The 26,000-nt window shown below is 63.7% G+C and carries 22 protein-coding genes and 1 pseudogene; 10 read left to right on the top strand and 13 right to left on the bottom strand.

Annotated elements, in window-relative coordinates; genetic code table 11:
• Window positions 1-45: 45 nt before the first annotated feature.
• The 6 genes from cheA to flhD all read right to left on the bottom strand — a co-directional run bounded on the left by cheA (window position 46) and on the right by flhD (window position 6,091).
• Window positions 46-2,325: a chemotaxis protein CheA gene (gene cheA, locus U5A52_RS28420; RefSeq protein WP_321937058.1), complete on the bottom strand. Its 2,280-nt coding sequence runs from the start codon at window positions 2,323-2,325 to the stop codon at window positions 46-48.
• 57 nt (window positions 2,326-2,382) lie between these two features.
• A complete protein-coding gene (locus tag U5A52_RS28415) occupies window positions 2,383-2,757 on the bottom strand; it encodes a response regulator (protein ID WP_158758898.1) in 375 nt (124 codons plus the stop codon).
• 13 nt (window positions 2,758-2,770) lie between these two features.
• A complete protein-coding gene (motB, locus tag U5A52_RS28410) occupies window positions 2,771-3,868 on the bottom strand; it encodes a flagellar motor protein MotB (RefSeq protein ID WP_321915359.1) in 1,098 nt (365 codons plus the stop codon).
• A gap of 10 nt (window positions 3,869-3,878) precedes the next feature.
• Window positions 3,879-4,739, bottom strand: coding sequence for a flagellar motor stator protein MotA (gene motA, locus U5A52_RS28405; RefSeq protein ID WP_028203346.1), 861 nt, complete (start codon window positions 4,737-4,739; stop codon window positions 3,879-3,881).
• Between the two features lie 384 nt (window positions 4,740-5,123).
• Window positions 5,124-5,666, bottom strand: coding sequence for a flagellar transcriptional regulator FlhC (gene flhC / locus U5A52_RS28400; RefSeq protein ID WP_321915361.1), 543 nt, complete (start codon window positions 5,664-5,666; stop codon window positions 5,124-5,126).
• Window positions 5,667-5,773: 107 nt separating this feature from the next.
• Entirely contained in the window at window positions 5,774-6,091 is a 318-nt protein-coding gene (gene flhD, locus U5A52_RS28395; RefSeq protein WP_321915362.1) for a flagellar transcriptional regulator FlhD, read from the bottom strand.
• Between the two features lie 595 nt (window positions 6,092-6,686).
• On the opposite strand from flhD, the gene U5A52_RS28390 reads away from it, so the two are divergent.
• Complete coding sequence (locus U5A52_RS28390) at window positions 6,687-7,751, top strand: glycosyltransferase family 4 protein (protein ID WP_321915363.1); 1,065 nt, start codon at window positions 6,687-6,689, stop codon at window positions 7,749-7,751.
• 196 nt (window positions 7,752-7,947) lie between these two features.
• Here the strand turns inward: U5A52_RS28390 and U5A52_RS28385 are convergent, their stop codons facing one another.
• The gene (locus U5A52_RS28385; protein WP_321915364.1) at window positions 7,948-8,244 is read right to left on the bottom strand and encodes an H-NS histone family protein; all 297 of its coding nucleotides are present in this window, start codon (window positions 8,242-8,244) and stop codon (window positions 7,948-7,950) included.
• A gap of 287 nt (window positions 8,245-8,531) precedes the next feature.
• Here U5A52_RS28385 and aqpZ point away from each other — a divergent pair, with 287 nt between their 5' ends.
• Both aqpZ and U5A52_RS28375 read left to right on the top strand, forming a co-directional pair.
• On the top strand, window positions 8,532-9,278 hold the full coding sequence (gene aqpZ / locus U5A52_RS28380; RefSeq protein WP_321937056.1) for an aquaporin Z: 747 nt from the start codon (window positions 8,532-8,534) through the stop codon (window positions 9,276-9,278).
• Between the two features lie 212 nt (window positions 9,279-9,490).
• On the top strand, window positions 9,491-10,225 hold the full coding sequence (locus tag U5A52_RS28375; protein ID WP_321937055.1) for a histidine phosphatase family protein: 735 nt from the start codon (window positions 9,491-9,493) through the stop codon (window positions 10,223-10,225).
• Between the two features lie 82 nt (window positions 10,226-10,307).
• On the opposite strand, the gene U5A52_RS28370 is transcribed toward U5A52_RS28375, so the two are convergent.
• Together U5A52_RS28370 and U5A52_RS28365 are read right to left on the bottom strand one after the other, a co-directional pair.
• Window positions 10,308-11,129, bottom strand: a complete 822-nt coding sequence (locus U5A52_RS28370) for a Cof-type HAD-IIB family hydrolase (RefSeq protein ID WP_321915367.1) — start codon at window positions 11,127-11,129, stop codon at window positions 10,308-10,310.
• Between the two features lie 93 nt (window positions 11,130-11,222).
• Window positions 11,223-12,119, bottom strand: coding sequence for a BadF/BadG/BcrA/BcrD ATPase family protein (locus U5A52_RS28365; protein ID WP_321915368.1), 897 nt, complete (start codon window positions 12,117-12,119; stop codon window positions 11,223-11,225).
• Between the two features lie 179 nt (window positions 12,120-12,298).
• On the opposite strand from U5A52_RS28365, the gene U5A52_RS28360 reads away from it, so the two are divergent.
• Both U5A52_RS28360 and U5A52_RS28355 read left to right on the top strand, forming a co-directional pair.
• Window positions 12,299-12,895: a DNA-3-methyladenine glycosylase I gene (locus U5A52_RS28360; RefSeq protein ID WP_321915369.1), complete on the top strand. Its 597-nt coding sequence runs from the start codon at window positions 12,299-12,301 to the stop codon at window positions 12,893-12,895.
• Between the two features lie 316 nt (window positions 12,896-13,211).
• A complete protein-coding gene (locus U5A52_RS28355; protein ID WP_321915370.1) occupies window positions 13,212-13,670 on the top strand; it encodes a hypothetical protein in 459 nt (152 codons plus the stop codon).
• 124 nt (window positions 13,671-13,794) lie between these two features.
• Here U5A52_RS28355 and rpsU read toward each other — a convergent pair whose 3' ends face one another.
• Complete coding sequence (gene rpsU, locus U5A52_RS28350) at window positions 13,795-14,007, bottom strand: 30S ribosomal protein S21 (RefSeq protein ID WP_004198205.1); 213 nt, start codon at window positions 14,005-14,007, stop codon at window positions 13,795-13,797.
• A 381-nt stretch (window positions 14,008-14,388) separates the two neighbouring features.
• Entirely contained in the window at window positions 14,389-15,330 is a 942-nt protein-coding gene (locus U5A52_RS28345; protein WP_321937054.1) for an aldo/keto reductase, read from the bottom strand.
• 374 nt (window positions 15,331-15,704) lie between these two features.
• Between U5A52_RS28345 and U5A52_RS28340 the strand changes: the two genes are divergently transcribed.
• The 5 genes from U5A52_RS28340 to U5A52_RS28320 all read left to right on the top strand — a co-directional run bounded on the left by U5A52_RS28340 (window position 15,705) and on the right by U5A52_RS28320 (window position 23,043).
• The gene (locus tag U5A52_RS28340; RefSeq protein ID WP_321915372.1) at window positions 15,705-16,922 is read left to right on the top strand and encodes a flagellin; all 1,218 of its coding nucleotides are present in this window, start codon (window positions 15,705-15,707) and stop codon (window positions 16,920-16,922) included.
• A 145-nt stretch (window positions 16,923-17,067) separates the two neighbouring features.
• Window positions 17,068-18,684 carry a flagellar filament capping protein FliD gene (fliD, locus tag U5A52_RS28335; RefSeq protein ID WP_321937052.1) on the top strand — a complete coding sequence of 539 codons (1,617 nt, stop codon included), beginning with the start codon at window positions 17,068-17,070 and terminating at the stop codon, window positions 18,682-18,684.
• 23 nt (window positions 18,685-18,707) lie between these two features.
• Complete coding sequence (gene fliT / locus U5A52_RS28330) at window positions 18,708-19,007, top strand: flagellar protein FliT (RefSeq protein WP_321937051.1); 300 nt, start codon at window positions 18,708-18,710, stop codon at window positions 19,005-19,007.
• Between the two features lie 243 nt (window positions 19,008-19,250).
• Complete coding sequence (locus U5A52_RS28325; protein WP_321937049.1) at window positions 19,251-22,370, top strand: tetratricopeptide repeat protein; 3,120 nt, start codon at window positions 19,251-19,253, stop codon at window positions 22,368-22,370.
• 4 nt (window positions 22,371-22,374) lie between these two features.
• Window positions 22,375-23,043, top strand: coding sequence for a class I SAM-dependent methyltransferase (locus U5A52_RS28320; protein ID WP_321937048.1), 669 nt, complete (start codon window positions 22,375-22,377; stop codon window positions 23,041-23,043).
• A 151-nt stretch (window positions 23,044-23,194) separates the two neighbouring features.
• Here U5A52_RS28320 and U5A52_RS28315 read toward each other — a convergent pair whose 3' ends face one another.
• Window positions 23,195-25,024 carry a tetratricopeptide repeat protein gene (locus U5A52_RS28315; RefSeq protein WP_321937046.1) on the bottom strand — a complete coding sequence of 610 codons (1,830 nt, stop codon included), beginning with the start codon at window positions 25,022-25,024 and terminating at the stop codon, window positions 23,195-23,197.
• Between the two features lie 195 nt (window positions 25,025-25,219).
• Window positions 25,220-26,000 (bottom strand): annotated as a pseudogene (locus U5A52_RS28310) (heme utilization protein); the annotation flags it as partial.

The raw sequence follows: 26,000 nt of genomic DNA, 5'->3' as shown, positions 1-26,000 counted from the left end.
ACGGTTGGGAGATGATTGGTTGAGTGCGTCCGGACTTCATCACGATTACGCGAATTCGGCGAACGCACCCGAATTAGCGCTGGCGCTCACGCCGTGCGTGGCGCGCGTCTCGCGATTGAGCGCGGCCACGTCGACGATCAGCGCGACGCTGCCGTCGCCGAGAATGGTCGCCGCCGAAATGCCGTGCACCTTGCGGTAGTTCGTTTCGAGGTTCTTCACCACGACCTGCTGCTGGCCGACCAGCTCGTCGATCAGCATGGCGAAGCGACGGCCTTCGGTTTCCATGATCGTGACGATGCCCTGCGTCGGGTCCGTGCGCGCGCCTTCCACGTTGAACGCCTGGTGCAGCGCCACGAGCGGGAGATACTCGCCGCGCACGCGCACCACGCGGTCGCCGTTGGTGACCGTGTAGATATCTTCGTGGCGCGGCTGCAGCGACTCCATCACGAAGTTCAGCGGCAGGATGAAGATCTCGCTGCCCACCTTCACCGACATGCCGTCGAGAATCGCGAGCGTGAGCGGCAGCACGATGCGCGTGGTGCTGCCCTTGCCCGCGTGCGAGGTGATCTCCACGTGGCCGCCCATCGCCTGGATGTTTCGCTTGACCACGTCCATGCCCACGCCGCGGCCCGAAACGTCGGTCACCTGCTCGGCGGTCGAGAAACCCGGCAGGAAGATGAGGTTCCAGACCTCGTCGTCGCTCATGGTGTCGCTGACCTGCATGCCCTGCTTGATCGCCTTGGCGAGAATCTTGTCGCGGCGCAGCCCTGCGCCGTCGTCGCTCACTTCGATCACGATGTTGCCGCCGTGGTGCGCAGCGGACAGCACGAGCTGGCCCGTGGCGTCCTTGCCCGCGGCGCGGCGCGCTTCCACGGTTTCGATGCCGTGGTCGAGCGAGTTGCGCACGAGGTGGGTGAGCGGGTCGATGATGCGCTCGATCAGGCTCTTGTCGAGTTCGGTCGCTTGACCGAAGGTGACAAGCTCGACTTCCTTTCCGAGCTTCGCCGCGAGATCGCGCACGAGGCGCGGGAAGCGGCTGAAGACGTAATCCATCGGCATCATGCGGATCGACATCACCGCTTCCTGCAGGTCGCGCGCGTTGCGCTCGAGCTGCGCCATGCCGTTATAGAGACGGTCGTGCAGCGCCGGGTCGAACGTGCTGGTGGTTTCCGCCAGCATGGCCTGCGTAATGACGAGTTCGCCCACGAGGTTGATCAGCTGATCGACCTTTTCGACACCCACGCGAATCGAGCTGCCTTCGGCCGAAGCCGCCGCGGCGGCCGGACGCGCCTTGCGCTCGCCTTCGGCTTGGGCGGGCGCGCTCGCCGGAGGGCGAGGCGCTTCGAGTTCCGCGTGCGGCGCAGGCGGCGCGGCGGGCACCACGGCGCTCGCCGCCGCCGGCGCTGCCGGTGCGGGGGGCGCTGCAGGCGTCAATGCGGCCGCCGGCGCTGCGGCGGGAGCAGCTGCCGCTGCCGGTTGGGCGTCGCCCTGCGGCGCGGCGCCACGGCCGATCGAAATCTGTTTCTCGTCGATCACGAAGCAGCACACCGCGATGATGTCGTCGGACGTCACATCGGTTTCGAGCCACAGCGTAAGGTCGTCGCCGGTCTTCACCTGGCCGATGATGCGGCCGAGGTTGCCGAGCTCTTCGACGAGCAGCTCCTGGTCCTTCGCGTCGACCGCGCGCAGCGTGACGCGCAGGTGCGGGCCTTCGGCGCCGGCATCGCCGCTCGCCGCCGGCGCTGAGGCTGCCGCGTCGATCGCCTCGCTCACGACGTGTTCGGGCGCGCCAGAACCGCCAGCAGACAGCGTGCTGTGCATTTCGAACGCGGCTTCGAGATCTTCTTCCGAATCGCCGGTGCTCGCCTGCGGGGCCGGCGCGGGCGCGGGGGCCGGTGCCGGCGCCGGTTCAGGCGCGGCTGCGGGTACGCCGCGGCTTTCCGCATAAAGGCGCTCGAGCTTCGCGCGCACTGCGGCAGCCGCTTGCGCGTCGGGCTCGGCGCTCGCGCGGTACGCGCCGAGCTGGTCGGAAAGCACGTCCTTCGTTTCGAGGAACGTGTCGATCATGTCCTTGCGCAGCACGAGCTCGTTGTTGCGCGCGCGGTCGAGCAGCGATTCGAGAATGTGGGTCGTCTCGGTCAGGGCCGTGAAGCCGAACGTCGCCGCGCCGCCCTTGATCGAGTGCGCTGCGCGGAAGATCGCCGCCAGATCCTCGGGATCCGGGCGACCGACGTTCAGGTTCAGGAGGAGCTGCTCCATCTGCGCGAGCAGCTCGTCCGCCTCGTCGAAAAACGTCTGATAGAACTGAGTGATGTCGAGAGTCATTGCTCTTTCACCGCGTTAATTGCCTGGGGGGTGCCTGGTCGGTCGCCGCGCGGCACCTCAAGGGTGGGCCTCGCCGAGTGCGCTCGCCAGATCGACGAGCAACTCGGGGTCCACCGGTTTTTCGATCCAGCCGGTCGCACCTGCGTCGCGCACGGCTGCCTTGAAGCCTTCGTCCGATTCCGTGGTCAGCACGAGGATGGGCGTTTCGAAGTACGAAGGATTCGCCCTTAGCTGCTTGATCAGGTCGAGTCCGCCCATGCGCGGCATGTAAAGGTCGGTGAGCACGAGGTCGAAGCGCTGGGCGAGCGCATGCTCGAGCCCTTCTTCGCCGTCGCTCGCCACCGTCACTTCGTAGCCTGCCGAGCCGAGCGCCGCACGCAGGATCTCCCGCATGGACACCGAATCGTCGATCGCCAGAATGTTCCTGATCATCCGTTCCTCGTTGTCATTGCGCTGCCGGCGCTGCCGTTGTTGCCATCGCCGGCGCCACGCTCACCGCGGGCGCCACCGACGGTACGACCGACGTGGCCACCTTCGGCGCGATCGCCACCGGGGCCGGCGCCGCCCTGACCGGCACGGCGTCCGGCGTGAGCGCGGGCAGGCTCTTGCCCGAACCCGCTGCGTCGTCGGAGAGCGTGGTGGCGGTCGAGTCGTCGTGCATGAGCGCGTCTTCGGACTTCCTGTTCAACACGATGATGCTGATACGGCGGTTCTCGGGGTCGAGCGGATCGGCCTTGTTCAGGTTCTGCGTCGAAGCGAGACCGAGCACGCGCAACACCTTCGATTCGTCCATGCCGCCTGCGATCAGCTCGCGGCGCGACGCATTCGCGCGGTCCGCGGAAAGCTCCCAGTTGCTATAGCCCTTGTCGCCGCCCGCGTAAGGCACGGCGTCGGTGTGGCCCTGCACGACGATGCGGTTGGGCACGTCGTTGAGCGTCTTGCCGATCGCCTGCAGGATGTCGCGCATGTACGGCTCGACCACGTCGCGCGCCGTCGCGAACATCGGGCGCTTCTGCGAGTCGACGATCTCGATGCGCAGGCCCTGCAGCGTGGAGTCAATGCGGATCTGCTGCTTGAACTGGCGCAGCACCGGGTTCGCTTCGATCGCCGCCATCAGCTTCACCTGCAGGTCGTGCAGGCGCACCTGTTCCTTGCGCTCGAGCGAGCCTTCGAGCTGCTTAGTGGCGTCGTCGTCGTTGTGCTTCGACTGGTTGCGCTCCGAGCGCTCGGTGGCACCGTCGCTGCGGCGCGTGACGCCCTGGTCCTGCGACGAGATATCGCGACCGCCGCCCTTCAGGATGCTCGAGTCTTCGGCGCTGCGGTCGCCGCCCCAGAGCGTGATCTTCAGCGGCTGGTTGAAGTAGTCGGCAATGCCGCGCAACTGCACGGTCGTTGCCGACGAGAGCAGCCACATCAGCAGGAAGAACGCCATCATCGCGGTCATGAAGTCCGCGTAAGCGAGCTTCCACGCGCCGCCATGATGGCCGGCCTTCTTCGGCGCGGCGCGCTTGACAACGATTGCGCGGTCCTTGTTGTTGCTCATGGGCCGTTCCTTACTTCGCCTTCACGCGGCGCACGTGCTCTTCGAGCTCGGTGAACGACGGACGCTCGGTCGAGAACAGCACCTTGCGGCCGAACTCCACGGCAATGGCCGGCGCGTAGCCGTTCAGGCTCGCGAGGATCGTCACCTTGATGCACTGGAACATCTTGGTCGACTCGGTCACGCGCTGCTCCGCGAGGCTCGAGAGCGGGCCGATCAGGCCATACGAAAGCAGAATGCCGAGGAACGTGCCCACCAGCGCCTGCGCGATCATCTCGCCGAGCACCGCGGGCGGCTTGTCGGCGGACGCCATGGTGTGAACCACGCCCATCACCGCCGCGACGATACCGAACGCCGGCATCGCGTCGCCCACCTTCGCGAGCGCATGGGCGGGCGCCTCGCCTTCGGCGTGGTGCGTTTCGATTTCCTCGTCCATGAGGCTTTCGATCTCGAAGGCGTTCATGTTGCCGCCCACCATGAGACGCAGGTAGTCGGTGAGGAATTCGACGATGTGGTGGTCGGCCAGGATCTTCGGATACTGCGTGAAGATCGGGCTTTTCTGCGGATCGTCGATATCCGCTTCGAGCGTGAGCGTGCCTTCCTTTCGCGCCTTCGCGAGCAGGACATAGAGCAGTGCGAGCAGCTCCATGTACACGTCCTTGTTGTATTTGGCGCCCTTGAACAGCGTGGGAAGCACGCGCAAGGTGGCCTTGATGGTCTTGATGCCGTTGCCGAGGATGAACGCGCCGACGCCAGCACCGCCGATCATGAGCAATTCCATCGGCTGCATGAGCGCGCCGAGATGGCCGCCCTCGAGTGCGTAGCCGCCGAAGACGCAAAGGATCGTCAAGAGGGTTCCAACGATAATCAGCACTGCCGGGTCCTCACTAGAAATGCGCCGCGAACCGCCGTCGGCCCGCGCCCTTAGCTGGGTTTACGGCAACGGCGCGAAAAACTTTGGGATTGAATGGGCGCGGATCGCAAGCCGGCCGGGCGTCTGCCGTCTGCCTTGCCAGCGCATGACGGATGAATGTGGGGCCGGTTCGCGAAGCCGCGTGGGAAGGGGGCGTCGTGGGCGCCGGTGTCTGGCCGCGGCCGCCAGCGACGATACGTTCGCGGTTTCGGCAATCGCCGTTTGGAGTCGCCTTGCGGCGCCCAAACGGAGACGGGCCGGGTTTATCCGGAGTCCCGGCCTGCACGGACAGCATCTGGCACCATCAAGCGGCATCAAGCGTGCATCGAGCCGCGTCGATTTGCCTCAGGCCGCGATCTGCGAGGCAAGCGCGTTGCGCCGCGTGCGTCCGGCCCGCGAAGGCGGCTGGCACAGCCCGCAGACGAAGCCGCGCTGCGGGTCGTGCGCGTGGGCCACGTAGCGGCCGCCGCAACGGCTGCACGGCGTCATCTGCAAGAGGCCCGAGGCGAAGTAGCGCACGAGCGTCCAGGCGCGGGTGAGGCTCAGCGCCGGCGTTTCGTCGTGCAGGCGCAGGTGCTCGAGATAGAGCCGGTAGCTCTTCACGATGGCGTGAATCGGCTCACAGCGCGCGTGGCGGTTCATGAACACGAACGTGTTGTAGAACAGCGAGGAATGAACGTTGGGCTGCCAGGTCATGAACCAGTCGGTCGAAAACGGCAGCATGCCCTTGGGCGGCGACTCGCCCTTCACTTCCTTGTAGAGCCGGATGAGACGGTCGCGCGAGAGCGAGGTCTCCGCTTCGAGCAATTGCAGGCGCGCGCCCAGCTCGATCAGCTCGATCGCAAGCGCGATCTCCTTTACCTCCTGCACCACACTCTTTGTCGCCATAGACACCCGTTGGAAGCCGCAAAGGAATGCGCGTGGCCCCTGCCGCCGTTTGCGCGGCAGCAAGGGTGCAATGCGCGGCCGCGCGCTGCGGCGCGGGGTGAAGCGGTTCAGCCGATCTGCTCGACGTCCTGGCCCGCCATGACGATCGCCGAATGGGTCAGCGCGGTTTTGCCCTTGTCGGCAAGCGCGCTCAGGATGGCGTGGTCGTCGAACCGGAAGCGGCAAAGCAGCTGGTTCGAAGCGGCAAGGCGTACGGTCTGTGCGAAAGAGAGATTGGCGAGCACCTCGGCGGACTGCTCGGAAATGCCCATGCGGAACATGCCCGTCGGCTTGTCCTCGCGCAAAAGACGTTGCGCGAGCAACAGGTACGACAGGTTCACTTCCTTGATCTCATTGAGCATGTCGCTGTGCGTCGTCGCGCTCATGGATTCCCCCGAATCAAATCGCGGCGGCTGGTCAGACCGCCTGCGGAAAACGTTTGCTCGCCCAGATGCAACCCAAGTGCATCCAAACGGCCTGTTTATGGTCGTGTTTGCATTGTGGCTGGGGCGGGAACAAATGGAAATCGGACGGATGCCGCGACGCGTTGCGAGAAAAACCTTCGCTAACGTGTAGGAATTATTCTGACAAAGCGGCGGGAGCAGCGGTGGGAGGCGGCGCGCGTCATGTCATGCGCATAAGCTGCTTATTTGTCTGCTGATTATAGGCTTTTTCATGGATGCGTCACGCGCGCGTGCTAATGGCGCACGCCCGGCCCTGGGGTCAACGCCTTGCGACCCTTGTTCGAGCGCCTCGGGCACGAGACTTGCGCAGTGCGCGGCCAGGCCACGTCACGCTTTGCAATGGCCGCTTACACCGGCTGTATCCCGCTGTAACAACTTTAAGCGTTTGCAAAACCGCGTGTGTCGGGCTGCGAAATGCCCATAATCGGACTCAGGGATAACCCGATACCGTAGTACCGCCGCAGTGCCGCATCACAGCGTTCGTTGCACACGCGGCTTTTTGCCAGGAGATCGAACAATGCGAATCGCACAAATTGCGCCACTTTATGAAGCCGTTCCGCCCAAGCTTTATGGCGGCACCGAGCGCGTCGTGTCCTATCTGACCGAAGCGCTGGTCGACCTCGGCCACGACGTGACGCTGTTCGCCAGCGGCGATTCGGTCACCTCGGCAAACCTCGAGGCCGCGTGGCCGCGCGCACTGCGCCTCGACTCGACGATTCGCGACGCGCTGGCGCCGCACATGGTGCTGCTCGAGCGCGTGCGCCGCGTCGCGCACGAGTTCGACGTGCTGCACTTTCACCTCGACTACCTGCCCTTCCCGCTCTTCACGACCATGGACACGCCGTTTGTCACGACGCTTCATGGCCGCCTCGACCTGCCGGAGCTGCAGCCGGTTTTCGAGCAGTTTCCGAACGCCCCCGTGATCTCGATTTCGGACTCGCAGCGCCAGCCGTTGCCGCAGGCCGCGTGGCAGAACACGATCTATCACGGACTGCCAAAGAACCTGCTCACGCCGCAGGCCGACCGCAAGCCCGAATACCTGGCCTTCCTCGGCCGGATCTGCCCGGAAAAGCGCGTGGACACGGCAATCAAGATCGCCGCGCTCTCCGGCCTGCCGCTGAAGATCGCCGCCAAGGTCGACAAGGTTGACCAGGAGTACTTCAAGACCGAGATCGAGCCGCTGCTCTCGCAGGCCCATGTGGAATTCATCGGCGAGATCAACGAAGAGCAGAAACCCGAGTTCCTTTCGGGTGCGAAGGCGCTGCTGTTCCCGATCGACTGGTCCGAGCCGTTCGGTCTCGTGATGATCGAAGCCATGGCGTGCGGCACGCCGGTGATCGCCTTCAATCGCGGTTCGGTGCCGGAAGTGATCGACCCGGGCGTGACAGGCTATGTCGTCGAGGACGTGCAAGGCGCCGTGGCAGCGCTTCAGAATATTGATTCGCTTTCGCGCGAAGCGATTCGCAACCAGTTCGAACGCCGCTTCACGTCGCACATCATGGCCGGCAATTACGTCGACACTTATACGTCGCTCATCGAAGCCGCACAGCGCCCGGTACTGCGACGTGTCGCCGCCGGCTGAGTGCGAAGCATTCCAGATTTCGTGATAAATCCAGACAAATGCAGGGCGTGAATCGTTTGCGAGTCGTCAAATAACGTCATTACACGCCGATTACGCATGACGCACAAAAAAGAGCCGCATGAATCATGCGGCTCTTTTATTGCATTTGCGGTTGTGGCGATATGGCGGCCCGGTCGTTCCTCGCCCGCCACGTGCCTCACGCGATCAGGTAGCGTTCGCGGTTCTTGCCTGCGATCCACTTGGGCGGCTTGCCGCGCCCGCTCCATGTCGCGCCGGACTTGGGGTCCTGATAACGCGCGGGCAGCGGCGCCTTTTTCGGCGGACGGCCGCGGCGCGCGGCCTCGGCAAAGCCGAGGTCCTGGGCCGAAAGGCCGTACTCGGCGATCTTTTCCCTGATCGTGGCGATGACGTCCGCGATCTCCGCGCGCCGCGCCTCTTCGGCCTGAGTCTGAAGCTTTGCGATCTGCGCCTTGAGTTCTGAGTATTGCGACATTTCTATTCCCCCTTCATTGCTCATGAAACCGGCTCGATCGGAGATTAGACGTAAATAACGGAATTCGCAATCGCTATTAATACTGCTTTATCACTCCATTTCCCAATTTAACGATCGACCACTTCTGGCGCAATTGCGCACACATCAATCGCAATAATTCGATCAATTACGTCAAAATTGACAATCCTTGACAGCATCGAAAAAAGCGACTGCCTAGAATCTGGCATTTCCCGGTGCCGGTACTTTACGCGGCCCCTTCAAAAATCGACTTTTCGAGGTGTCACGCAATGCACTTATCCAAGCGGCTCATTGCCGAACTGATCGGCACGTTCTGGCTCGTTCTGGGCGGCTGCGGCAGCGCCGTGCTCGCGGCCAACTTCGCCGGCCCGGTTCACGGGCTCGGCATCGGCTTCGTGGGTGTCTCGCTCGCGTTCGGCCTGACCGTTCTCACCATGGCCTTCGCCATTGGCCATATTTCGGGCTGCCATCTGAATCCCGCCGTGAGCGTGGGCCTGACCGTGGCGGGCCGCTTCCCGGCGCGCGACCTCGTGCCCTATATCGCCGCACAGGTGGTGGGCGCGGTGATCGGCGCGTTCGTGCTCGCGCTCATCGCCACGGGCAAGCCCGGCTTCGACCTCGTCGCGAGCGGCTTCGCGACCAACGGCTATGGCGAGCACTCGCCGGGCCACTACGCCATGGGTGCCGCGTTCGTGTGCGAGGTCGTCATGACGGCGTTCTTCCTCTTCGTCATTCTCGGCGCAACCGACAAGCGCGCGCCCGCAGGCTTCGCACCGATCGCCATCGGCCTGTGCCTCACGCTCATTCACCTGATCTCGATTCCCGTCACCAATACCTCGGTGAATCCGGCACGCTCGACCGGTCCCGCGCTCTTCGTGGGCGGCGAGGCCATCTCGCAGTTGTGGCTGTTCTGGGTCGCGCCGATCGTCGGCGCGGTGATCGCGGGTATCGTGTACCCGGCGGTGGCAGGGCGGCGCGAAGCGGTAGCGGCCGTCGCCGTGCGCGAAACGGCCTGACGCGTTCTTACGCGCCTGCGCGGCTCGGAGCACGCCGAATCGCGCCACTTTGATCGTGCAACAGCAAACGGGCGCTTCGGCGCCCTTTTGTCTTGCGGCCTCAGGTGCTGCAAATGCGCCGCCGCTGTGCGGCTGACCAGGGCCGCCGTGGCCGCGCTGCTAGAATCGGACGACTTTCCCACTGTCTTGTCACCTGGAGCATCACGCCCAGTATGAAGCGCTCACGCCCCGGGCCAATCCGGCTCGCCCCGATGCTCGCCGCTGGGCTGAGCGCACTGGTATGCGCCTGCGCGCCGCTACCGCAGGCAAGCGGGGCCCCAAACGGCGCCGAGGCAACGCAAACGAATGCGAGCAGCACACCCGCCACGCGCAACCCGCAGGACGCGCGCAACGTCGAGACACTCATCTTCGTGAGGCATGGCGAAAAGCCGCCAGAGGGATTCGGTCAGCTCAACTGCAAAGGGCTGAACCGCGCGCTCGCGCTGCCAGCGGTGATCGCAGCCAAGTACGGCAAACCCGACGCCATCTACGCGCCCGACCCCGGCGAGCAGAAGGAAGACAACGGCCATTCCTACTATTACGTGCGTCCGCTCGCGACCATCGAGCCGACCGCGATCCTGTTCGGCATGCCGATCCAGACGCCGTACGGCTTTTCGAAGATCGACGCCCTGCAGACAACGCTCGTCGATCCGCGCTGGCGCGGCCGCACCGTGCTCGTTGCCTGGGAACATCGGGAAATCGAGACGCTCGTGCGCCGCGTCGTCGCCACGCATGGCGGCAGCGCGAGCGACGTACCGCGCTGGGAGAGTGCGGACTTCGACAGCATCTATGTCGTGCGCATCGACTGGAGCGGGGGCGCCGCACGCGCGCGCTTCTCGCACGAACGAGAAGGGCTGGACGCTCGCGCGGACGATTGCCCGTGCGCGCAACTGCCCGCCGCGCAATAACTGACTGGATTCAATCGCGAAGGCCGTAAAGGCGCGACTGGCGCCGCGCCTTTACGGCATCTAACGCTTACGCCCGTGTGAGCTACGACGCGAGTTCGTCGTTGAGCGCGAACAGCTTGCGCAGATGATGCGCGACACCGGCCTCGAAGTTATTGCCGATGCGCGGTACCGAAGGCAGCCGCTTGATGAGATCGGGATTGGCGTTGTTCATCATGAACGGATGACCCGCCGTTTCGAGCAAATCGATGTCATTCATGTTGTCGCCGAACGCAACGCAGCCCGCGGCGTCCATGCCGAGCCGCTCGAGCACGACGCGCAGCGCGCGGCCCTTCGAAACACCGGCCACCATCACTTCAAGGCAATCGGGCAGGGAATAGGTGACATAGAGCGCATCGCCGAATTCGCGCGCGAGATTCTGCGCCACGTGTGCGAGATCCGCCGGATCGCCGATATAAAGCGCCTTGGCAATGCCCGCGCCCGCGTAGTCGCGCAGATCCGCCACGCGGTACTCGAACCCCGAGTCCTGGTGATACGCGAGCAGTTCAGGTGCATCGCGGTCGATGAGCCAGGCGTCGTCGGTATAGATACTCACGATCACGCGGCCGTGCTCGCCCACGGTGTCGGCGGCAACGAGGCGCTCGACCATGGGGGCGCTCAGATTGCTCGCGTGAATGAGCGTGTCGTCGGGCGCGTGCACGCGCGCGCCGTTCGCGGTGATGAGATACGGCCGGATGCCGAGCACGTCGCGAATGCCGGCGACGTCGCAGTAATGGCGGCCGGTCGCGATCACGAACGGAAGCCCCTGCGCCTCGAGGGCGCCTAGCGTGGCAACCGTGAACGGATCGACCTGATGGTCGCTATTGAGCAGCGTTCCGTCGAGATCGGTTGCAATGACCTTGTACATGGTGAGCAGGCGGCTAGCGGAAAACGTTCAATCGTAGCATCTGTGGCCAGGCGCCGCCCTTGACCTACGTTCCCGCCCCTTGCCGCGCGCCGCTCAGTTGCCTGCTGCGGCGTGTGCGAGCCGCTGGGCTTCGCGCTGCGCAAGCCGGAGCGCGCCGGTCGTTGAGTCGGCGAGCGGGGCGCGCAGGCGCTCGCGCACAGCTTGCGGCACCCACTCGCGCAGCGGCTGCCCGAGGCCGCCCGAGAGCGCCGCAGGCAGGCTGCCCGACGGGTCGAGCGCGGTGATGAGCTTCGCGATCTCCACGCCAGCTTCGGCGAGGAGCCTCGCGACGAACGGATGTTCGCGATGCGCGAGAACGACCGGCGCGAGGCTCGCATAGGCAGTCTGGTTGGCTGCGCACTGCCACACGATGAGGCTGTCGCGATCGGTCGCCCGCGCGTGTGCGAGCAGGGCCCGCGCGAAGTCGTCCATGGGCCCCCGCGCGTCGAGCGCCTGCTGGGCCCAGACGATCGCGCGCAGGCCGAACCACGCACCGCTCGCTTCGTCGCCCGAGGGAAAGCCGAAACCGCCCGCAATGCGGCACTGGCCGTCCTCATCGAGCACCGCTGCAATGCTGCCCGTGCCGAGTGCGACCACGACGCCCGGCGCGCCGCCGTGCGCGCCCAGCAGCGTCGTGTAGGCGTCGCTTTCCACCGCGAGTCCGGCCACCGGCGGCGCGGACGTGCGAAACGGCGCCAGCCAGTCGGGGTTGTTCACGCCTGCGAGCCCGCAGCCGAGCACGCATTGCGACCAGTCGAACGCAAGCCCTGCCTGCGCGAATGCAGCGCGGCACCCTTCCTCGATCGATTGCCAGGCGCGCTCGATACCGAGTCCGAGCCCCGACGGCCCCGCGGCGGCACGCGCGAGTTCGACGCCATTCGTGTCGCCAAGCGCGATGCGCGTGCCCGTGCCGCCGCCATCCACGCCAATCAGCCAGGTGTATTTCTGCATGATGTCCGCCGCGCCTCGCGCGCCTGTGTGCTCGGCTCGAAAGCCAAAAATTTCGTCGTGCCGCAGAGACTAACGGCTTCCCTCGGTTCGCACAATCGGCCATCCGGCCAGGGTGGCGGCACGACACCGTTCCGCTATGCTTGCGTGGCCTGAACGACGTCTCGCAAGGAGAACTTACCGTGACACACCGCTGCAACTGGGTATCGGCTGGCGCGTCGCCGCAGTATGTGCAATACCACGACGAAGAGTGGGGCGTGCCGTCGCGGGACGACCAGCATCTGTTCGAAATGATCGTGCTCGAGGGCGCGCAGGCCGGACTCTCGTGGTCCACGATCCTCAACAAGCGCGAAGGCTATCGCCGCGCCTTCGCCAACTTCGACATCGAGAAGGTTGCGCGCTTCACGCCCAGGCACGTCGAAACGCTCATGCAGGACGCCTCGATCGTGCGCAACCGGGCCAAGATCGAGGCCGCCATCGCCAATGCCCGTGCCGTGCAGCAAATCCAGGCCGAACACGGATCGCTCGCGAAGTTCGTCTGGTCGTTCGTGAACGACACGCCTGTCCAGAACGACCTGGCATCGTATCGGGACGCTCCGGCCTCCACCGAAGTCTCGGACGCCCTTAGCAAGGCACTCAAAAAGTACGGCTGCAAATTCGTTGGCACGACGATCTGTTACGCGTTCATGCAGGCCGTCGGCATGGTCAACGACCATGAGCGCGATTGCATGCGCCGCGAGGCTTGCGCAGCACTTGGCAAGAAGAAGCGCCGCGCCTGAGCGCAACGAAGCACGGGCGCAAGCACGTCATGCAGTGCGCACGCCGGGAAAGTGCCGCGCGGGCTCCGATGCGCTTTGCCAATCATTGTCTGGCACGGTTTTGCCAGCTACCAGAACGCTTGCGTCCAACACCGGCTCGGGGAATTTCTCATCGCTATGGTGCGCAGCCCCACGGTATTCCGCTGGCATGCCGTTATAACGGGAAGTGAATGCAGGCGCGTCAGGGGAACGGGTAGTGATGTCGGCCGGAAGGCCGGCGGCGCCGCATTAGAAGGGAATTAACCTGTGCCCGGCACCTGGGCCGCAGGGGGCTGAAATGAAAAACGTCCACTTCCTGACCCATCAGGAGATCTTCGACCGCGCGGTGGTCCATCTCTTTGGCCAGGGGCGCGCGGCCCTGCTTCCACGCGGCGGCGGCGCCTACCGGGGCGGTGGCTGCGGGGGCGGCTACGGCAGCGCACACAGCTACGGCGGCTGCCCGGTCGGCAGCTTCATCCGGCCACGCGACTATATGAGCGCCATGGAAGGCATACCCGTGCGCTTCATTGGCCGCGAGACGAGCGAAGTGCCGCTCTATATGGACGTGGGCGTCGCCGCGTTGAAAAAAGCGCTGCTGCGGGCCCATATCAACATCTACGATCCCGCTACGATCAATCTGCTCAGTTGCCTGCAGAACGTGCACGACGTGTTTGGCGTGTGGGAATGGCGCGAGCGCCTTTGTTCGATTGCCGCGCAGTTCGGTCTCTCGCCCGGGCACCTCAAGGACGCCGCGTAGCGCCACCCGGCACGCACGATCAACACATAATCGACGCATAGTCGGACGCCCAAACACAAACGGCGGCGCAGCTTCTTGCGAAGCATGCGCCGCCGTCTGGCGGAACACCGAAAAGCGAAAAAGCTTAGTGGAGCTTCTTCGGCAGCATCTGGCTGCGCAGGCGCTTGTGCAGGCGCTTAACAGCAGCTGCCTTCTTGCGCTTGCGAACGGCCGTCGGCTTTTCGTAAGCTTGACGCTCACGCAGCTCGGCGATCAGGCCGTTCTTTTCGATTGCACGGCGGAAGCGGCGAATCGCCACTTCGAACGGCTCGTTTTCCTTCAGAAGAATCGTCGTCATGTATTTCCTAACTCAAATCGCTTAATACGGTTCAAAGGCGTGAGCGTCAAAGCCGCTCACGCGCCGGCCCTCCGGTCGTTCGCCACGTTGGGGCTAAACGAGAGGCAAGGCGGCCACGGAGGCCGGAAAAGAGAAGTAGGGGGTTCACAGCGGAACGCGATCAGGTCGACCTTGCTGCAACACACCTGACCGCCGGTTTGCGGCCGCCAACAGTAACGAACACGGCAACAAAACAGGCAAAGATCTCAATTCACTCTCAATGATATCAGGAAACAATCCGCCCGACCAGGGTTTCTTGATTCTAGTCAGTCACTTGCGCAGCGAGCCGCAGCCGCCGCGCAAGTCCTGTCAATCAGGACACCTGGATAAATGCCCTGCTGGTCAGGCGCTCGCGTCATTGAGCGCCTGGATGTCCGCCGGATCGAGCTTCAGCCGCACGGCGGCGGCCAGGCTCTCCAGCTGATCCAGCGAGGTCGCGCTCGCGATCGGCGCAGTAATGCTCGGGCGCGCGATCAGCCACGCCAGCGCAACGGCCGCGAGTGTGCTGCCGTGGCGTTCGGCCACGTAGTCGAGCGCCGCGAGGATCCGGATGCCACGGTGATCGAGATACTTCTCGACGCGCGAGCCGCGCGTGCTCTTGGCAAGATCCTCGCGCGAACGATACTTGCCCGAGAGAAAACCACTCGCAAGGCTGTAATAGGGTACGACCGCGAGCTTCTGCGCCATCGCCACCGGTTCGAGATCGGCCTCGTAGTGGGCGCGGTCGTACAGGTTGTATTCGGGCTGGATGATCTGGTACGCGGGCAGGCCCGACTTCTTCGACACCGCGAGCGCTTCCTCGATGCGTGCGCCCGTATAGTTCGACGCGCCGATCACGCGCACCTTGCCGGCCTCGATGAGGCGCTGGTACGCGCCGAGCGTTTCCTCGAACGGGACCTTCTGGTCGTCCTCGTGCGAGAAGTACACGTCGATGTAATCGGTCTGAAGGCGGCGCAGCGAATCCTCCACGGCAGCCGTGATGTTCGCGGCTGAAAGACCCGGGCGGCGCGCATCTTTTGCGACCTTCGTCGCGATCACCACCTTGTCGCGCTTGCCGCTCTTGGCCATCCACTTGCCGATGATCGTCTCCGATTCACCGCCCTGGTTGCCGGGCACCCACGCGGAGTACACGTCGGCGGTATCGATGAAGTTCAGGCCGGCGTCGGTGAAGGCGTCGAGGATCGAGAACGAGGTGGCTTCATCAGCGGTCCAGCCGAAGACGTTGCCGCCGAACATGAGCGGGGCGACCTGCAATGAAGAAGTGCCGATCCTGCGTAGTTCCATGGGGCCTCCAGAAAAAGGGCGAAAGGGAAAGCGTTGAGGATACGCCGCCTCGCCAGGCGCTGCAGCCGGCACGGGCGCACGGCCAGGATCGCGCCGCCGGCGGCGTTCGCGCTAAACCACGCGCAATACCTGCCGTAAACACGCTTGCAAACGGCATTACGCAGTCGTAGGTGCGGGGCGGAGTGGCAAGCGCGCAGCGGCACAACAGCATTTTGTATGCGCCGCGCAAATGAGGTCTCGATTGTCGATGCTTCCCCTCAAGTTTTTTTTACCCACGCCGACAACCTTCACTGAGGCGGCCAGCAATGAGAGATTGCTTCCGCCGCGGCCATAGTGGCTTGTAACGGGCTTCCAGCCCGCTTAGGAGAATTTCCATGCTCGGAATTAACAGCAACATCAACTCGCTCGTCGCGCAACAAAACCTGACGGGCTCGGGCAGCGCGCTGTCGCAAGCAATCACGCGCCTGTCGTCGGGTAAGCGCATCAACAGCGCAGCTGACGATGCCGCAGGCCTCGCGATCTCGAACATCATGCAGACCCAGATCAACGGTCTGAATCAGGGCGTGTCGAACTCGAATGATGGCGTTTCGCTGGTTCAAACGGCATCGAGCGGCCTCTCGTCGCTGACGAGCAGCCTGCAGCGTATCCGCCAGCTGGCCACGCAGGCCGCCAACGGCTCGATGACCGACGACGACCGCGCAGCACTGCAGCAGGAAGTCTCGCAGCAAGTTTCGGAAATCAACCGTATCGCTTCGCAAACGACGTACAACGGCATGAACGTGCTGAACGGCACGCTCGGTAACGTGTCGTTCCAGGTCGGCGCGAACGTCGGTCAAACGATCAGCCTGAGCCTGACGCAAAACATGTCGGCTGCCTCGATCGGTAGCGGTGTGCCGCAAGCTGGCCAGACGCTCGGTTCGTACACCGGCCTGAGCCTGAACTCGGACGGCACGGCCGATGTCGACGCAAACGGCAATTCCGTCGCCGGCGCAGCGATCACCTCGATCAACGTGGTCTCGGACGGCAGCGGTGGCTTCACGTTCACGGACCAGAACAACCAGGCGCTGAATTCGACGGCTGTCAACGCGCTGTTCAGCGCAACCGGCGCTTCGGTTACCGCCGACGCCAACGGCAACGGCGTGATCCTGGGCTCGGGCACGGCACTGTCGCTCACCGACACGAACCTCGAAGGTCTGGACGTGGCAGCGACCTCGGGTGCAGGCAACTCGACGGCCGAAGCCGCAGTGACGTCGCAGATCAACTCCTACAACGTGCCGACGGACGTTGCAGACGTCAACATCAGCACGGCAAGCGGCGCAAGCATGGCCATGGAGTCGATCGACAACGCGCTGAACACGCTGAACAACCTGCAAGCAACGCTCGGCGCAGCACAAAACCGCTTCACGGCAATCGGCACGACGCAGCAAGCTCAGTCGACCGACCTGTCGAGCGCACAATCGTCGATCCAGGACGCTGACTTCGCACAAGAAACGGCTAACCTGTCGAAGGCTCAAGTGCTCCAGCAAGCAGGTATCTCGGTTCTGGCGCAAGCGAACTCGCAACCGCAGCAGATCCTGAAGCTCCTCCAGTAATACGAGCTTCTGTAGCCCAAGCGTTGCGCGCCCGGCCGCCATACCCGCGAGCGCAACGCAAGCCAATCGGGAGCATCGTCTCCCGATTGGCGTTTCCCAGACTTGAACTGATTCACACTGCAACGCCGACGCACGGAGCCCCTTCATGTCCACCGTATCCAGTTCGACAGCCAGCACGATCGCAAGCAGCGTCGCCGCTACGACTGCAGCGAGCAATGCCGCTTTGCAGGAAGCCGCCCAATCGATCGTCAGCGGCTCGACCGGCAACTCGTCGATGGACGTGAACTCGCTCGTCACGGCGCTCGTCAACGCCAAGGTTGCCGGACAGACGGCTACGATCAGCGCCGAGCAGTCGCAGGACAACACTGAAATTTCCGCGTACGGCGCGCTTTCCGCGGCGCTTTCCGCACTCCAGGCGGGCCTTTCTCCGCTCTCGGACGGCACGACGCTCAATTCATTCAGCACGACGACCAGCGGCACCGGCATCACGGCCACCGCGGGCGCCGGCGCGGCAGCAGGCACGTATTCGCTGGACGTAAAGCAGATAGCGCAGGCACAGGTGCTCACCTCGACCGGCTACAACGCAACGACAGCGCTCGCATCGGGCGCGTCGACGATGACGCTGACGGTCAACGGCGCAAGCACCACGATCTCGCTCGACAGCACCAACAGCACCGTTTCAGGCATTGCTTCGGCGATCAACTCGGCCAGCAACAATCCGGGTGTGACGGCAACGGTCGTCAATGGCGCAGACGGCGCCCACCTCGTGTTGCATTCGACCTCGACGGGTGCTTCGAACGGCATCAGCATCGCGATCAACGATACGAATACCGGCGATGCGCTGAACGGCCTCGCGGTGACGACCACGGCAGGGACCGCGATCACGAGCGCGAGCGCGAGTTCGAGCGACCTCACCGCCAACCAGTCGACGCTCTCGTACACCGACAGCATTGGCGCAACGGTGAGCGGCGTCACGAGCACGGGCACCTGGACGCAGTCCACGGCCGCCCAGGACGCCTATTTCACGATCGACGGCACCGGTGCCACCAGTTCGACGAACACCGTGAAAACCGCGCTGTCCGGCGTCACGCTGACCCTCACCTCGGCTGCCATTGACACGTCGAGCACGGGCAGCGGCGCACAAACGCTGACGGTTGCGCAGGACACGAGCGCCGAGTCGAATGCGATCAACAATTTCGTCACGCTGTACAACACGCTCGTGACGACGATGGCCACGCTCACGTCGTTCAGCTCGACCTCGACGTCGCAAGGCGTGCTGCTCGGCGACTCGACGCTGAACATGATCCAGAACCAGCTCGCGACGATCGTGGCAACGGGCGTGAAGAGCGGCAACACGACGACCAGCCTGGCGACGATCGGCGTGACGCTCAATGCCGACGGCTCGCTCTCGGTCGACAGCGACACGCTGAACGCGGCACTGTCGGACAATCAGTCGACGGTCGCAGCGCTGTTCAATTCGACCAACGGCGTGGCCGCCCAGCTGAACAACAACATCACGAGCTATACGTCGAGCACGGGCATCATCACGACGCGTACCAACTCGATCCAGTCTGACCTGACGAACCTGTCGACGCAGCAGTCGAATCTCGCCGACTACCAGGCGCAGCTCACCAGCATGTACACCGCGCAGTTCACCGCGCTCAACACGCTGATGGCAACGATGAACAACAACCAGCAGTACCTCACGCAGCTCTTCGGCGGCACGAACAGCGCGGGCGCGCTGGCCACCAACAAGAGCTAAAGGCACCGGGCAGGAGAGACGACATGGAATTCGCAGCGCCCATCGATCGCATCTGGCAGATCACGAAAGACATCGAGCAGGCAGCGGCTGTCGGCGAGTGGGAAAAGGCGGCCGAGCTTGCGAACGAGCGCTCGCCGCTTCTCATGTCGCTCGCCCCGAAGCAAACGGGCGCCGCGCTCGACGTGCTCAAGCAGGTGCATGCAATCGACATGCGTATCGCCGAAGCGGCGCAGTCGGCGCAGACCGCGCTGAGCGCCGAATTCCGCACGGCCATTCAGGCTACGCGTAATGTGAACCAGTATCAGCGCGTTGCGCAGTTCTGAAACCCAGACCTCGCCGCGCACTTACGAACAATAACCAACGATTGCGTCCTTAGCGGCGCATTGAGTTACTCAGGCCCGCCTCGCGCGGGCTTTTTCTTTGCGCGCCCTCTTTTTGCACGACGGCCAACGCCCTTTGCAGTCGAATTGGCGTCCGTTTTGACGCCAACTCGGCGCATTAACGAAAGGCATCGGCCGCGATAATTTCCTTACCATTGCTTCCTGCGGCGCAAGCTCGCCTTTGTCATGACTGCTTTCCCAACTCCGACCGAAACCACCGCGCTCGCGCCCGCATCGCAGCCAGGAGGCGACATCGAACGCGCGATGGAAACCGCGATCGAGCACCATCGCAACAAGGAATACGCGCCAGCCGCCGCACTCTACGCCGCCGTCCTCGAGCGCGTCAGCGATCATGTCGACGCCCATTACCATCTTGGCGTGCTGCGCATGCAAACGGACCAGCCAGCCGAAGCCGTGGCGCATTTCGAAGCCGCGCTCGGTCAGGTGCCGTCAAACGGGCAAATCTGGGTCTACTACATCAACGCCCTCGTCGGCAGCAATCAGCTGGAAGCGGCGCGGATCGCACTCGCCATCGCGCATCGGGAATACGGCCTTCCTGCAGAGGCAGTCGAGACGTTGAGCGCTCGCATCAGCCAGCCCAATGCCGCGAGCGAGGCCGCGCCGGCGCCCTCGCCCGAAGCCTCGCCGCAAAGCGATACGCCTGCGCAAGAAGCGCTTCAAACGGCGGAAACGGTGGAAGCGGCGGCCACCGTGCAAATCGATACGCGCCGGGCCCCGCCAAAGGAAATGCGCCAATATGTGCAGCTCGTCAACAGCGGAAAAATCGATGCCGCGTTGAAGCTCGCCCAACGCCTGACGGAACAATATCCGTCGCACGGCGAATGCTGGCTTACGCTCGCATCCGCGCTGCGCAACATGGGCCAGTACCCGGAGTCCGTGGGCGCCGCCGAGCGTGCCGCCGACTTGCTGCCCAATGACCTCACCGCGCTCACGATGCTGACCGACGGGCTGCTGATCACCCGCCAGTATCGGAAAGCCGAAGTACGCTGCCGCAAGGGTCTCGAAAAACATCCTGAGAGCGCAGCGATGCATCGCACGCTTGGCAGCACCCTGCAGGCAATGGGCCAGCACGCCGAAGGTCTCGCCCATGCTCGCCGCGCGGTCGAGCTGGCGCCAACCGACGCGCTCGAAGTCGACGCGCTCGGCAACGCGCTGATGCTGCATGGACTGTATGACGAAGCGGAGGCCACCTTTCGCCGCGCACTTGAACTGGCACCCATGCAGGCTGCAACGCGCAGCAATCTGCTGTTCTGCCTGATGCACAAGATCGATCTCGATGCAGCAAGCGCATTCGCGGAATTCCGCGAGTTCGCGGCGCACCAGGAAGCCCCGCTGCGCGCGCGCTGGCCGAAACATACCAATGACCGCAATCCATCACGGCAACTGAAGGTCGGCTTCGTTTCGGGAGACCTGGTTAATCACCCCGTCGCTTATTTCTTTCTCGCTGTGCTGGAGCATCTGGCGCGCGACACCAGCCTGTCGCTGCACATTTACTCGAATTATGTGATCACCGACGGCTTCACGAAGCAAATCCGGGCGCACGCGCAAACGTGGCATGAAGTCTTCAGCATGAATGCCACCTCGCTCGCGCAGAAGATCCGTGACGACGGCATCGATATCCTCATCGACCTGTCGGGCCATACCGGGCGCAACCGGCTCGTGACCTTCGCGCACAAACCGGCCCCGGTTCAGGTGAGCTGGATCGGCAACCCGGCTACGACCGGCCTGACGGCCATCGACTATTACATGTCGGACCGTTTCGTCACGCCGCTCGAACAGTTCGCCGATCAGTTCTCCGAAAAGCTCGTGTTCCTTCCGGCGCTCGCGCCATTCAAGCCTCACCCGCAGTCGCCGGAGGTCAATCCGTTGCCGGCCCTGAAAAACGGCTATCTGACGTTCGGCAGTTTCAGCCGGCTCGTGAAAGTCGGGCCGGAAGTGATCGCGCTCTGGGCGCGCGTGCTGCGCGAGGTGCCGAATTCACGCATGCTCATTGGCGCAATCACGGCGCCGGAGCAGATGACCAAGCTCGTCAAAATGTTCGCGGACGAAGGGGTGGCCCCGCAACGCATTGGCTTTCTTCAGCGCAAGGGCGTGACGACCTATTTGCAGCAGCACAATCTGATCGACGTGTGTCTCGACGCGTTCCCGTTCGCCGGTTCGACCACCACGATGCAGGCCCTGTGGATGGGCGTGCCGACCATGACGCTGCCCAGCGTTTCGATGGCAAGCCGCGGCAGCACGGGATGGCTCTCGCACCTCGGGCTCGACGAGGCATTCGTCGCGCGCGACAAGGACGACTTCGTGCGCAAGTGTGCCGCACTGGCCGACGACCTCGACGCACTCGCAACGGTGCGCCGCGAGTTGCGTCAGCACTGCATGCAGTCGCCGCTTATCGACGCGAGCACGATCGCCGATGCAACGTCGCGCGCGCTGCGCATCATGTGGCAGCGGTGGTGCGATGGGCTCGAACCGGAGCATTTCGAAGTGCCGGCGCGGACCGAGGATAGGCCCGCGTTGCCGGGCGCCACGCCGGTTCCCGACCCGCAGGCAGCCCTGCGACAAGCGCTATTGATCGACACCGGCGGCATTCCCGCAGATCTGAAACCCATTCGTTTCGTCTGCGGCACGCGTTGCAGCCGTCAGGAATTTTTTAGTGAAACGGCGCTGGGGCGTTCGCTGAAGCTTTATGAAAACCAGCCCGGCATGCAGCTTCAGCTGTTCGACAACAACACGCGCGGCCTCTCCAGCATCTATAACGCGGCAATCGACTACGCGAAGCAGCATCCGGCCATTCTCGTATTCGTTCACGACGACGTCTGGCTGAGCGACTACTTCTGGAGCGAGCGCATCCGTGAATCGCTCGCCCATTTCGACGTAGTGGGTCTTGCCGGCAACCTGCGCCGGTTGCCTCGCCAGCCGGCATGGTGCTTTGCTACGCCGGACCTGCGTCGAGACGAGCTGAAATACCTGAGTGGAACCGTCGGCCACGGCAAGGGCTTTCCGAGCAACAACGTATTGAACTTCGGCCCCTCCAGACAGGCATGCAAGCTCCTCGACGGCCTGATGCTGATCGCGGATAGCGAAACGCTGCAGACCAGTGGACTGTGCTTCGACGAGCAGTTCAAGTTCCACTTCTACGACATGGACCTCTGCCGCCAGGCCGAACTCAAGGGTCTGCGCATGGGAACGTGGCCGTTGAGCGTGGTTCACGAAAGCGTCGGCTCGTTCGGACCGCGCGCCTGGCGCGAAGGTTACGACCTCTATTTGGGCAAATATAAGGAGTAGGACGGTGGATCAAACTCCTGTGCATCAGAATCACAACCCGGACCTGCTCCAACTCATGCCAACAGCCGCACGGCGCGTGGTGGAGGTGGGTTGCAGCTCCGGGGCCCTTGCGCGTGAATACAAAAAGTCGAATCCGGCGGCGCACTACACCGGCATCGAAATCGTTCCGGCCTACGCCGAGATGGCACGTGAGCACTGTGACCGTGTGGTCGATGTCGATATCGAACGGGTGTCCGTCGAGCAGTTGCGCACGGACTTCGAGGCCGACTGCTGGGTCTTCGGCGATGTGCTCGAACATCTTTACGATCCCTGGGCGCTGCTGAAAAAACTGCGCGAATCGATGGGTCGCGGCGGCTGTGTCGTAGCGTGTATTCCCAACGCGCAACACTGGAGCGTGCAGGCGCGCTTGAGCATAGGCGATTTCCGGTATCAGGATTCCGGCTTGTTCGACCGCACGCATATCCGATGGTTTTCGCGCGTCACGATGCTGGAAATGTTCCGCAACGCGGGCTTCGTTGTCGACGCCGGCAAAGCCCGCGTATTCCACGAACCGCAACGCGAAGCCTTTTTGCCCGTTATTCGCGCGATGGCAACGGCAACGGGCGCCGATGCGAATGTTGCGGTCGAGGACTCGAAAGCGCTCCAGTACGTGTTCAGAGCTAGCGTGGCGTGAGCTCAATCTCAGCGCTAGCTCACGTTTCAATCGCCTCAGCCCGCCTTGCGCGGGCTTTTTTTCTTCTGGGCAACGCCGGGGCCAGTCCGGCGTTCGTGCGAGGCAAGCGACGCGGCGCCGATCAACGCGCGCCGCGTCTGCGCTTCATGCCCTAGGCGGCAAGTTCGCCCACCACACGCTTGAAGTGCTTCTCGAGATTGCGCACGAACTTGGGCGTGTCGTAGAGCACGCCGCTTTCTTTGACCTGCTTAAGCTCGCCGCGCAGGCGGCGCAGTTCCGCCGGGTCGGTCGCGAGTGCGACCGCCTTTTCCTCGTAGTCTTCCCAATTGTGGGTAATCAGCTCCGGCAGCCCGGCCGCGGTCAGGAGCGCGCCGGCCATGCGCGAGGCGAACGACTGGCCCGAGCAGGTCAGAAGCGGCAGCCCGGCCCAGAGCGCGTCGTTGGCGGTCGTGCCCGCATTGAACGGGAACGTGTCGAGGAACAGGTCGGCGACCAGGTAGCGGGCGAGATAGTGCTCGGGCGTCACGCGCGGCGCGAACACGAGACGCTGCGGATCGATGCCGCGTTTTTCCGCTTCCTTGCGCAGATTCGCTTGCGCCCAGACGTTGTCGGCGAGCAGCCAGAGCACGCTGCCGGGCACGCGCCCGAGAATGCGCATCCAGACGTCGAAGACCTCCGGCGTGTATTTGAAATTATTGTTGAACGAGCAGAACACGACGGCGTCCTCAGGCAATCCGCTGTCCTTGCGTGACGGCGCGGCGGCAATCACGCGCTGGCGGTCGCTCACCTGATAGACGTCGGGCATATAGAGCGGCGTCTCGGTGTAGTACTTCGCGGACTTCTTCGGGATGACGAACTGATCGGCAACGACATAGTCGATGAACGGGAAGCCCGTCGTGGCCACGAGTCCGAGATAGGTCACCTGGATCGGAGCCGGGCGCGCGGCGAGAATTTGCGGGCGCGCACCGAGTGTCTGCCCGTGCAGGTCGACCAGAATGTCGATCTCGTGCTTGCGGATCAGCTCTGCTGCCTCCTGATCGGTGAGGCCGTCGATCCGCTCGAAATGATCCATGCCGCGAATCACGCGCTGGCGCAGCGCCGAACCGTCTTCTTTCGTCCAGCAAAAGCCATAGACCTCGAAGCGCTTGCGGTCGTGCAATTCGAACAGTTCGGCAGCCAGCATGGCGATCGGATGCAGGCACAAATCTGAAGACAGATAGCCAATACGGATCTTCTTGTGTCCGTAATTTTTCTTCTCCGCCAACGCGGGCACATCGCAATTGAGCTTGGCGGCGACGAACTGGCGAGCGGCGGCCAGTTGCTCATCGAGATCGTCGGATTGGGAAATCATGCCAAGTGCGGAGGTCGAGCGGCGCATCAGCGCGGGATCGACGCCGGGCAACGACGCATAGACCGGCCATTCGCAGGCCCGCGCGCGCAGGAAAACGAGGTGATGCAGCACGTCCGGCTGCGACGGATCGATTTCCAGGCTTTTGACGAGCCAGTTCATCGCCTCCGCGTAATTGCGTTTGTTCTCGTGAATGCGGCCGAGATTGTTGAACGCCTGCATGCGCAACGGCGCGTTCTCGGCATCGGTGGGCGACACGGTATTGGCAACCCACGTCCATTCGGCGATCGCGGAGTCGATCTGGTCGATCCGCTCGTAAATGATGGCGAGATTGACGTGCGCTTGCGCAAACGAAGGCGCGATTTCGACCACGCGCAGAAAGGCGCTCTTCGCCTCCTCGGTCAACCCGAGGGCGTTGTAGCTCGCGCCGAGATTGAACAGGACAAAATGATTGAACGGCGTGTTGTTGCGTGCGAGCCAGGTCTGGTAAAGCACAGCGGCCAGTTCATGCTGGCCGGCCGCGCCCAGCGAGGAACAGTAATCCACGACCTCGTTCAGGCTGAGGCCTGCGCGCCAGGCCGACACGAGCTTGCCTGTGTATCCGGCTTCGACCGGATTCGTCTGGGAAATCATAAGTAGATGGGATTGAGCAAACGTTGTCGGACAGTCGCCTCGAATGGCAGTAGCCCTCAATAAAAGAGGCCAAGCATACCGTGGGATGGTAGGCCTGGCCTCGTGGATAAAACGCTCTGTCGTGTCTCCGATACGTCCCCCACGCGGCCCTTTCGGACCGAGCGGGAAGACGTAACCGTGCGCTAGCTTCAGCGCTTAGTGAAGATGCAGCGCCTGGAGCTGATCGCTGCTGAGGCCCGCCACCTGTGCCGACGTCAGCGCGTTGACCTGGGTGCTGGTCAGCGAGCTCAGTTGGCTGGTGGTCAAGCCGCTGGCCAACTGGCTGCTGGTCAGGCCCGAGATCTGGCCCGTCGTCAGGCTCTGCAGCGCGCTGCTGCTGAGGCCCGCGAGACCCGCCGTCGACAGCGAGCTGATCTGGCTCGAGCTGAGTGCCTTCGCTTCCGCCGACGTCAGATTCTGGAGCTGCGACGATCCGAGGTTCGAGAGCTGCGTCGTGCTCAGACCCGCCACCTGACCCGTTGTCAACGAGGCGATTGCCAGCGTTGCCAGCTGCGCCGTGCTCAGCGCGTTCAGCGTTGCCGTGCTCAGCGACTGCACCTGCGTGCTGCTCAGCGAAGCAATGCCGGCCGTGCCAAGACCCGCCGCGAGTTGCGAACTGTTCAGCGCCTTGATGTCAGCCGAGTTCAGCTCGCGCACCTGCGTCGAGCTCAGCGCCGCGAGTTGGCCCGTGCTCAAACCCGAAACCTGTGCGCTCGTCAGCAGGTTCACCGACAGCGTCGCCAGCTGCGACGTCGTCAGCGCGTTCAGCGCCGTCGAGGTCAGCGACTGCACTTGCGAAGACGTCAGCTGGCCAATGCCTGCCGAGCCCAGCGCCTGCACTTCAGCCGTGTTCAGCGCGTTCAGGTCGGCCGTGCCGAGCTGTGCAACCTGGCTGGAGGTCAGTACCGCAATACCTGCCGAACCCAGACCGTTCACC

Source organism: Paraburkholderia sp. J8-2, assembly GCF_905220195.1.
Lineage (GTDB): Bacteria > Pseudomonadota > Gammaproteobacteria > Burkholderiales > Burkholderiaceae > Paraburkholderia.
The sequence above is the reverse complement of the archived record's forward strand: the minus strand, read 5'-3'. Positions and strand labels throughout refer to the sequence as shown.

Coding starts and splice junctions, on each gene's coding strand:
- cheA (WP_321937058.1), bottom strand. CDS start 2,325: ATGACTCTCGACATCACTCAGTTCTATCAGACGTTTTTCGACGAGGCG.
- U5A52_RS28415 (WP_158758898.1), bottom strand. CDS start 2,757: ATGATCAGGAACATTCTGGCGATCGACGATTCGGTGTCCATGCGGGAG.
- motB (WP_321915359.1), bottom strand. CDS start 3,868: ATGAGCAACAACAAGGACCGCGCAATCGTTGTCAAGCGCGCCGCGCCG.
- flhC (WP_321915361.1), bottom strand. CDS start 5,666: ATGGCGACAAAGAGTGTGGTGCAGGAGGTAAAGGAGATCGCGCTTGCG.
- flhD (WP_321915362.1), bottom strand. CDS start 6,091: ATGAGCGCGACGACGCACAGCGACATGCTCAATGAGATCAAGGAAGTG.
- U5A52_RS28390 (WP_321915363.1), top strand. CDS start 6,687: ATGCGAATCGCACAAATTGCGCCACTTTATGAAGCCGTTCCGCCCAAG.
- U5A52_RS28385 (WP_321915364.1), bottom strand. CDS start 8,244: ATGTCGCAATACTCAGAACTCAAGGCGCAGATCGCAAAGCTTCAGACT.
- aqpZ (WP_321937056.1), top strand. CDS start 8,532: ATGCACTTATCCAAGCGGCTCATTGCCGAACTGATCGGCACGTTCTGG.
- U5A52_RS28375 (WP_321937055.1), top strand. CDS start 9,491: ATGAAGCGCTCACGCCCCGGGCCAATCCGGCTCGCCCCGATGCTCGCC.
- U5A52_RS28370 (WP_321915367.1), bottom strand. CDS start 11,129: ATGTACAAGGTCATTGCAACCGATCTCGACGGAACGCTGCTCAATAGC.
- U5A52_RS28365 (WP_321915368.1), bottom strand. CDS start 12,119: ATGCAGAAATACACCTGGCTGATTGGCGTGGATGGCGGCGGCACGGGC.
- U5A52_RS28355 (WP_321915370.1), top strand. CDS start 13,212: ATGAAAAACGTCCACTTCCTGACCCATCAGGAGATCTTCGACCGCGCG.
- rpsU (WP_004198205.1), bottom strand. CDS start 14,007: ATGACGACGATTCTTCTGAAGGAAAACGAGCCGTTCGAAGTGGCGATT.
- U5A52_RS28345 (WP_321937054.1), bottom strand. CDS start 15,330: ATGGAACTACGCAGGATCGGCACTTCTTCATTGCAGGTCGCCCCGCTC.
- U5A52_RS28340 (WP_321915372.1), top strand. CDS start 15,705: ATGCTCGGAATTAACAGCAACATCAACTCGCTCGTCGCGCAACAAAAC.
- fliD (WP_321937052.1), top strand. CDS start 17,068: ATGTCCACCGTATCCAGTTCGACAGCCAGCACGATCGCAAGCAGCGTC.
- fliT (WP_321937051.1), top strand. CDS start 18,708: ATGGAATTCGCAGCGCCCATCGATCGCATCTGGCAGATCACGAAAGAC.
- U5A52_RS28325 (WP_321937049.1), top strand. CDS start 19,251: ATGACTGCTTTCCCAACTCCGACCGAAACCACCGCGCTCGCGCCCGCA.
- U5A52_RS28315 (WP_321937046.1), bottom strand. CDS start 25,024: ATGATTTCCCAGACGAATCCGGTCGAAGCCGGATACACAGGCAAGCTC.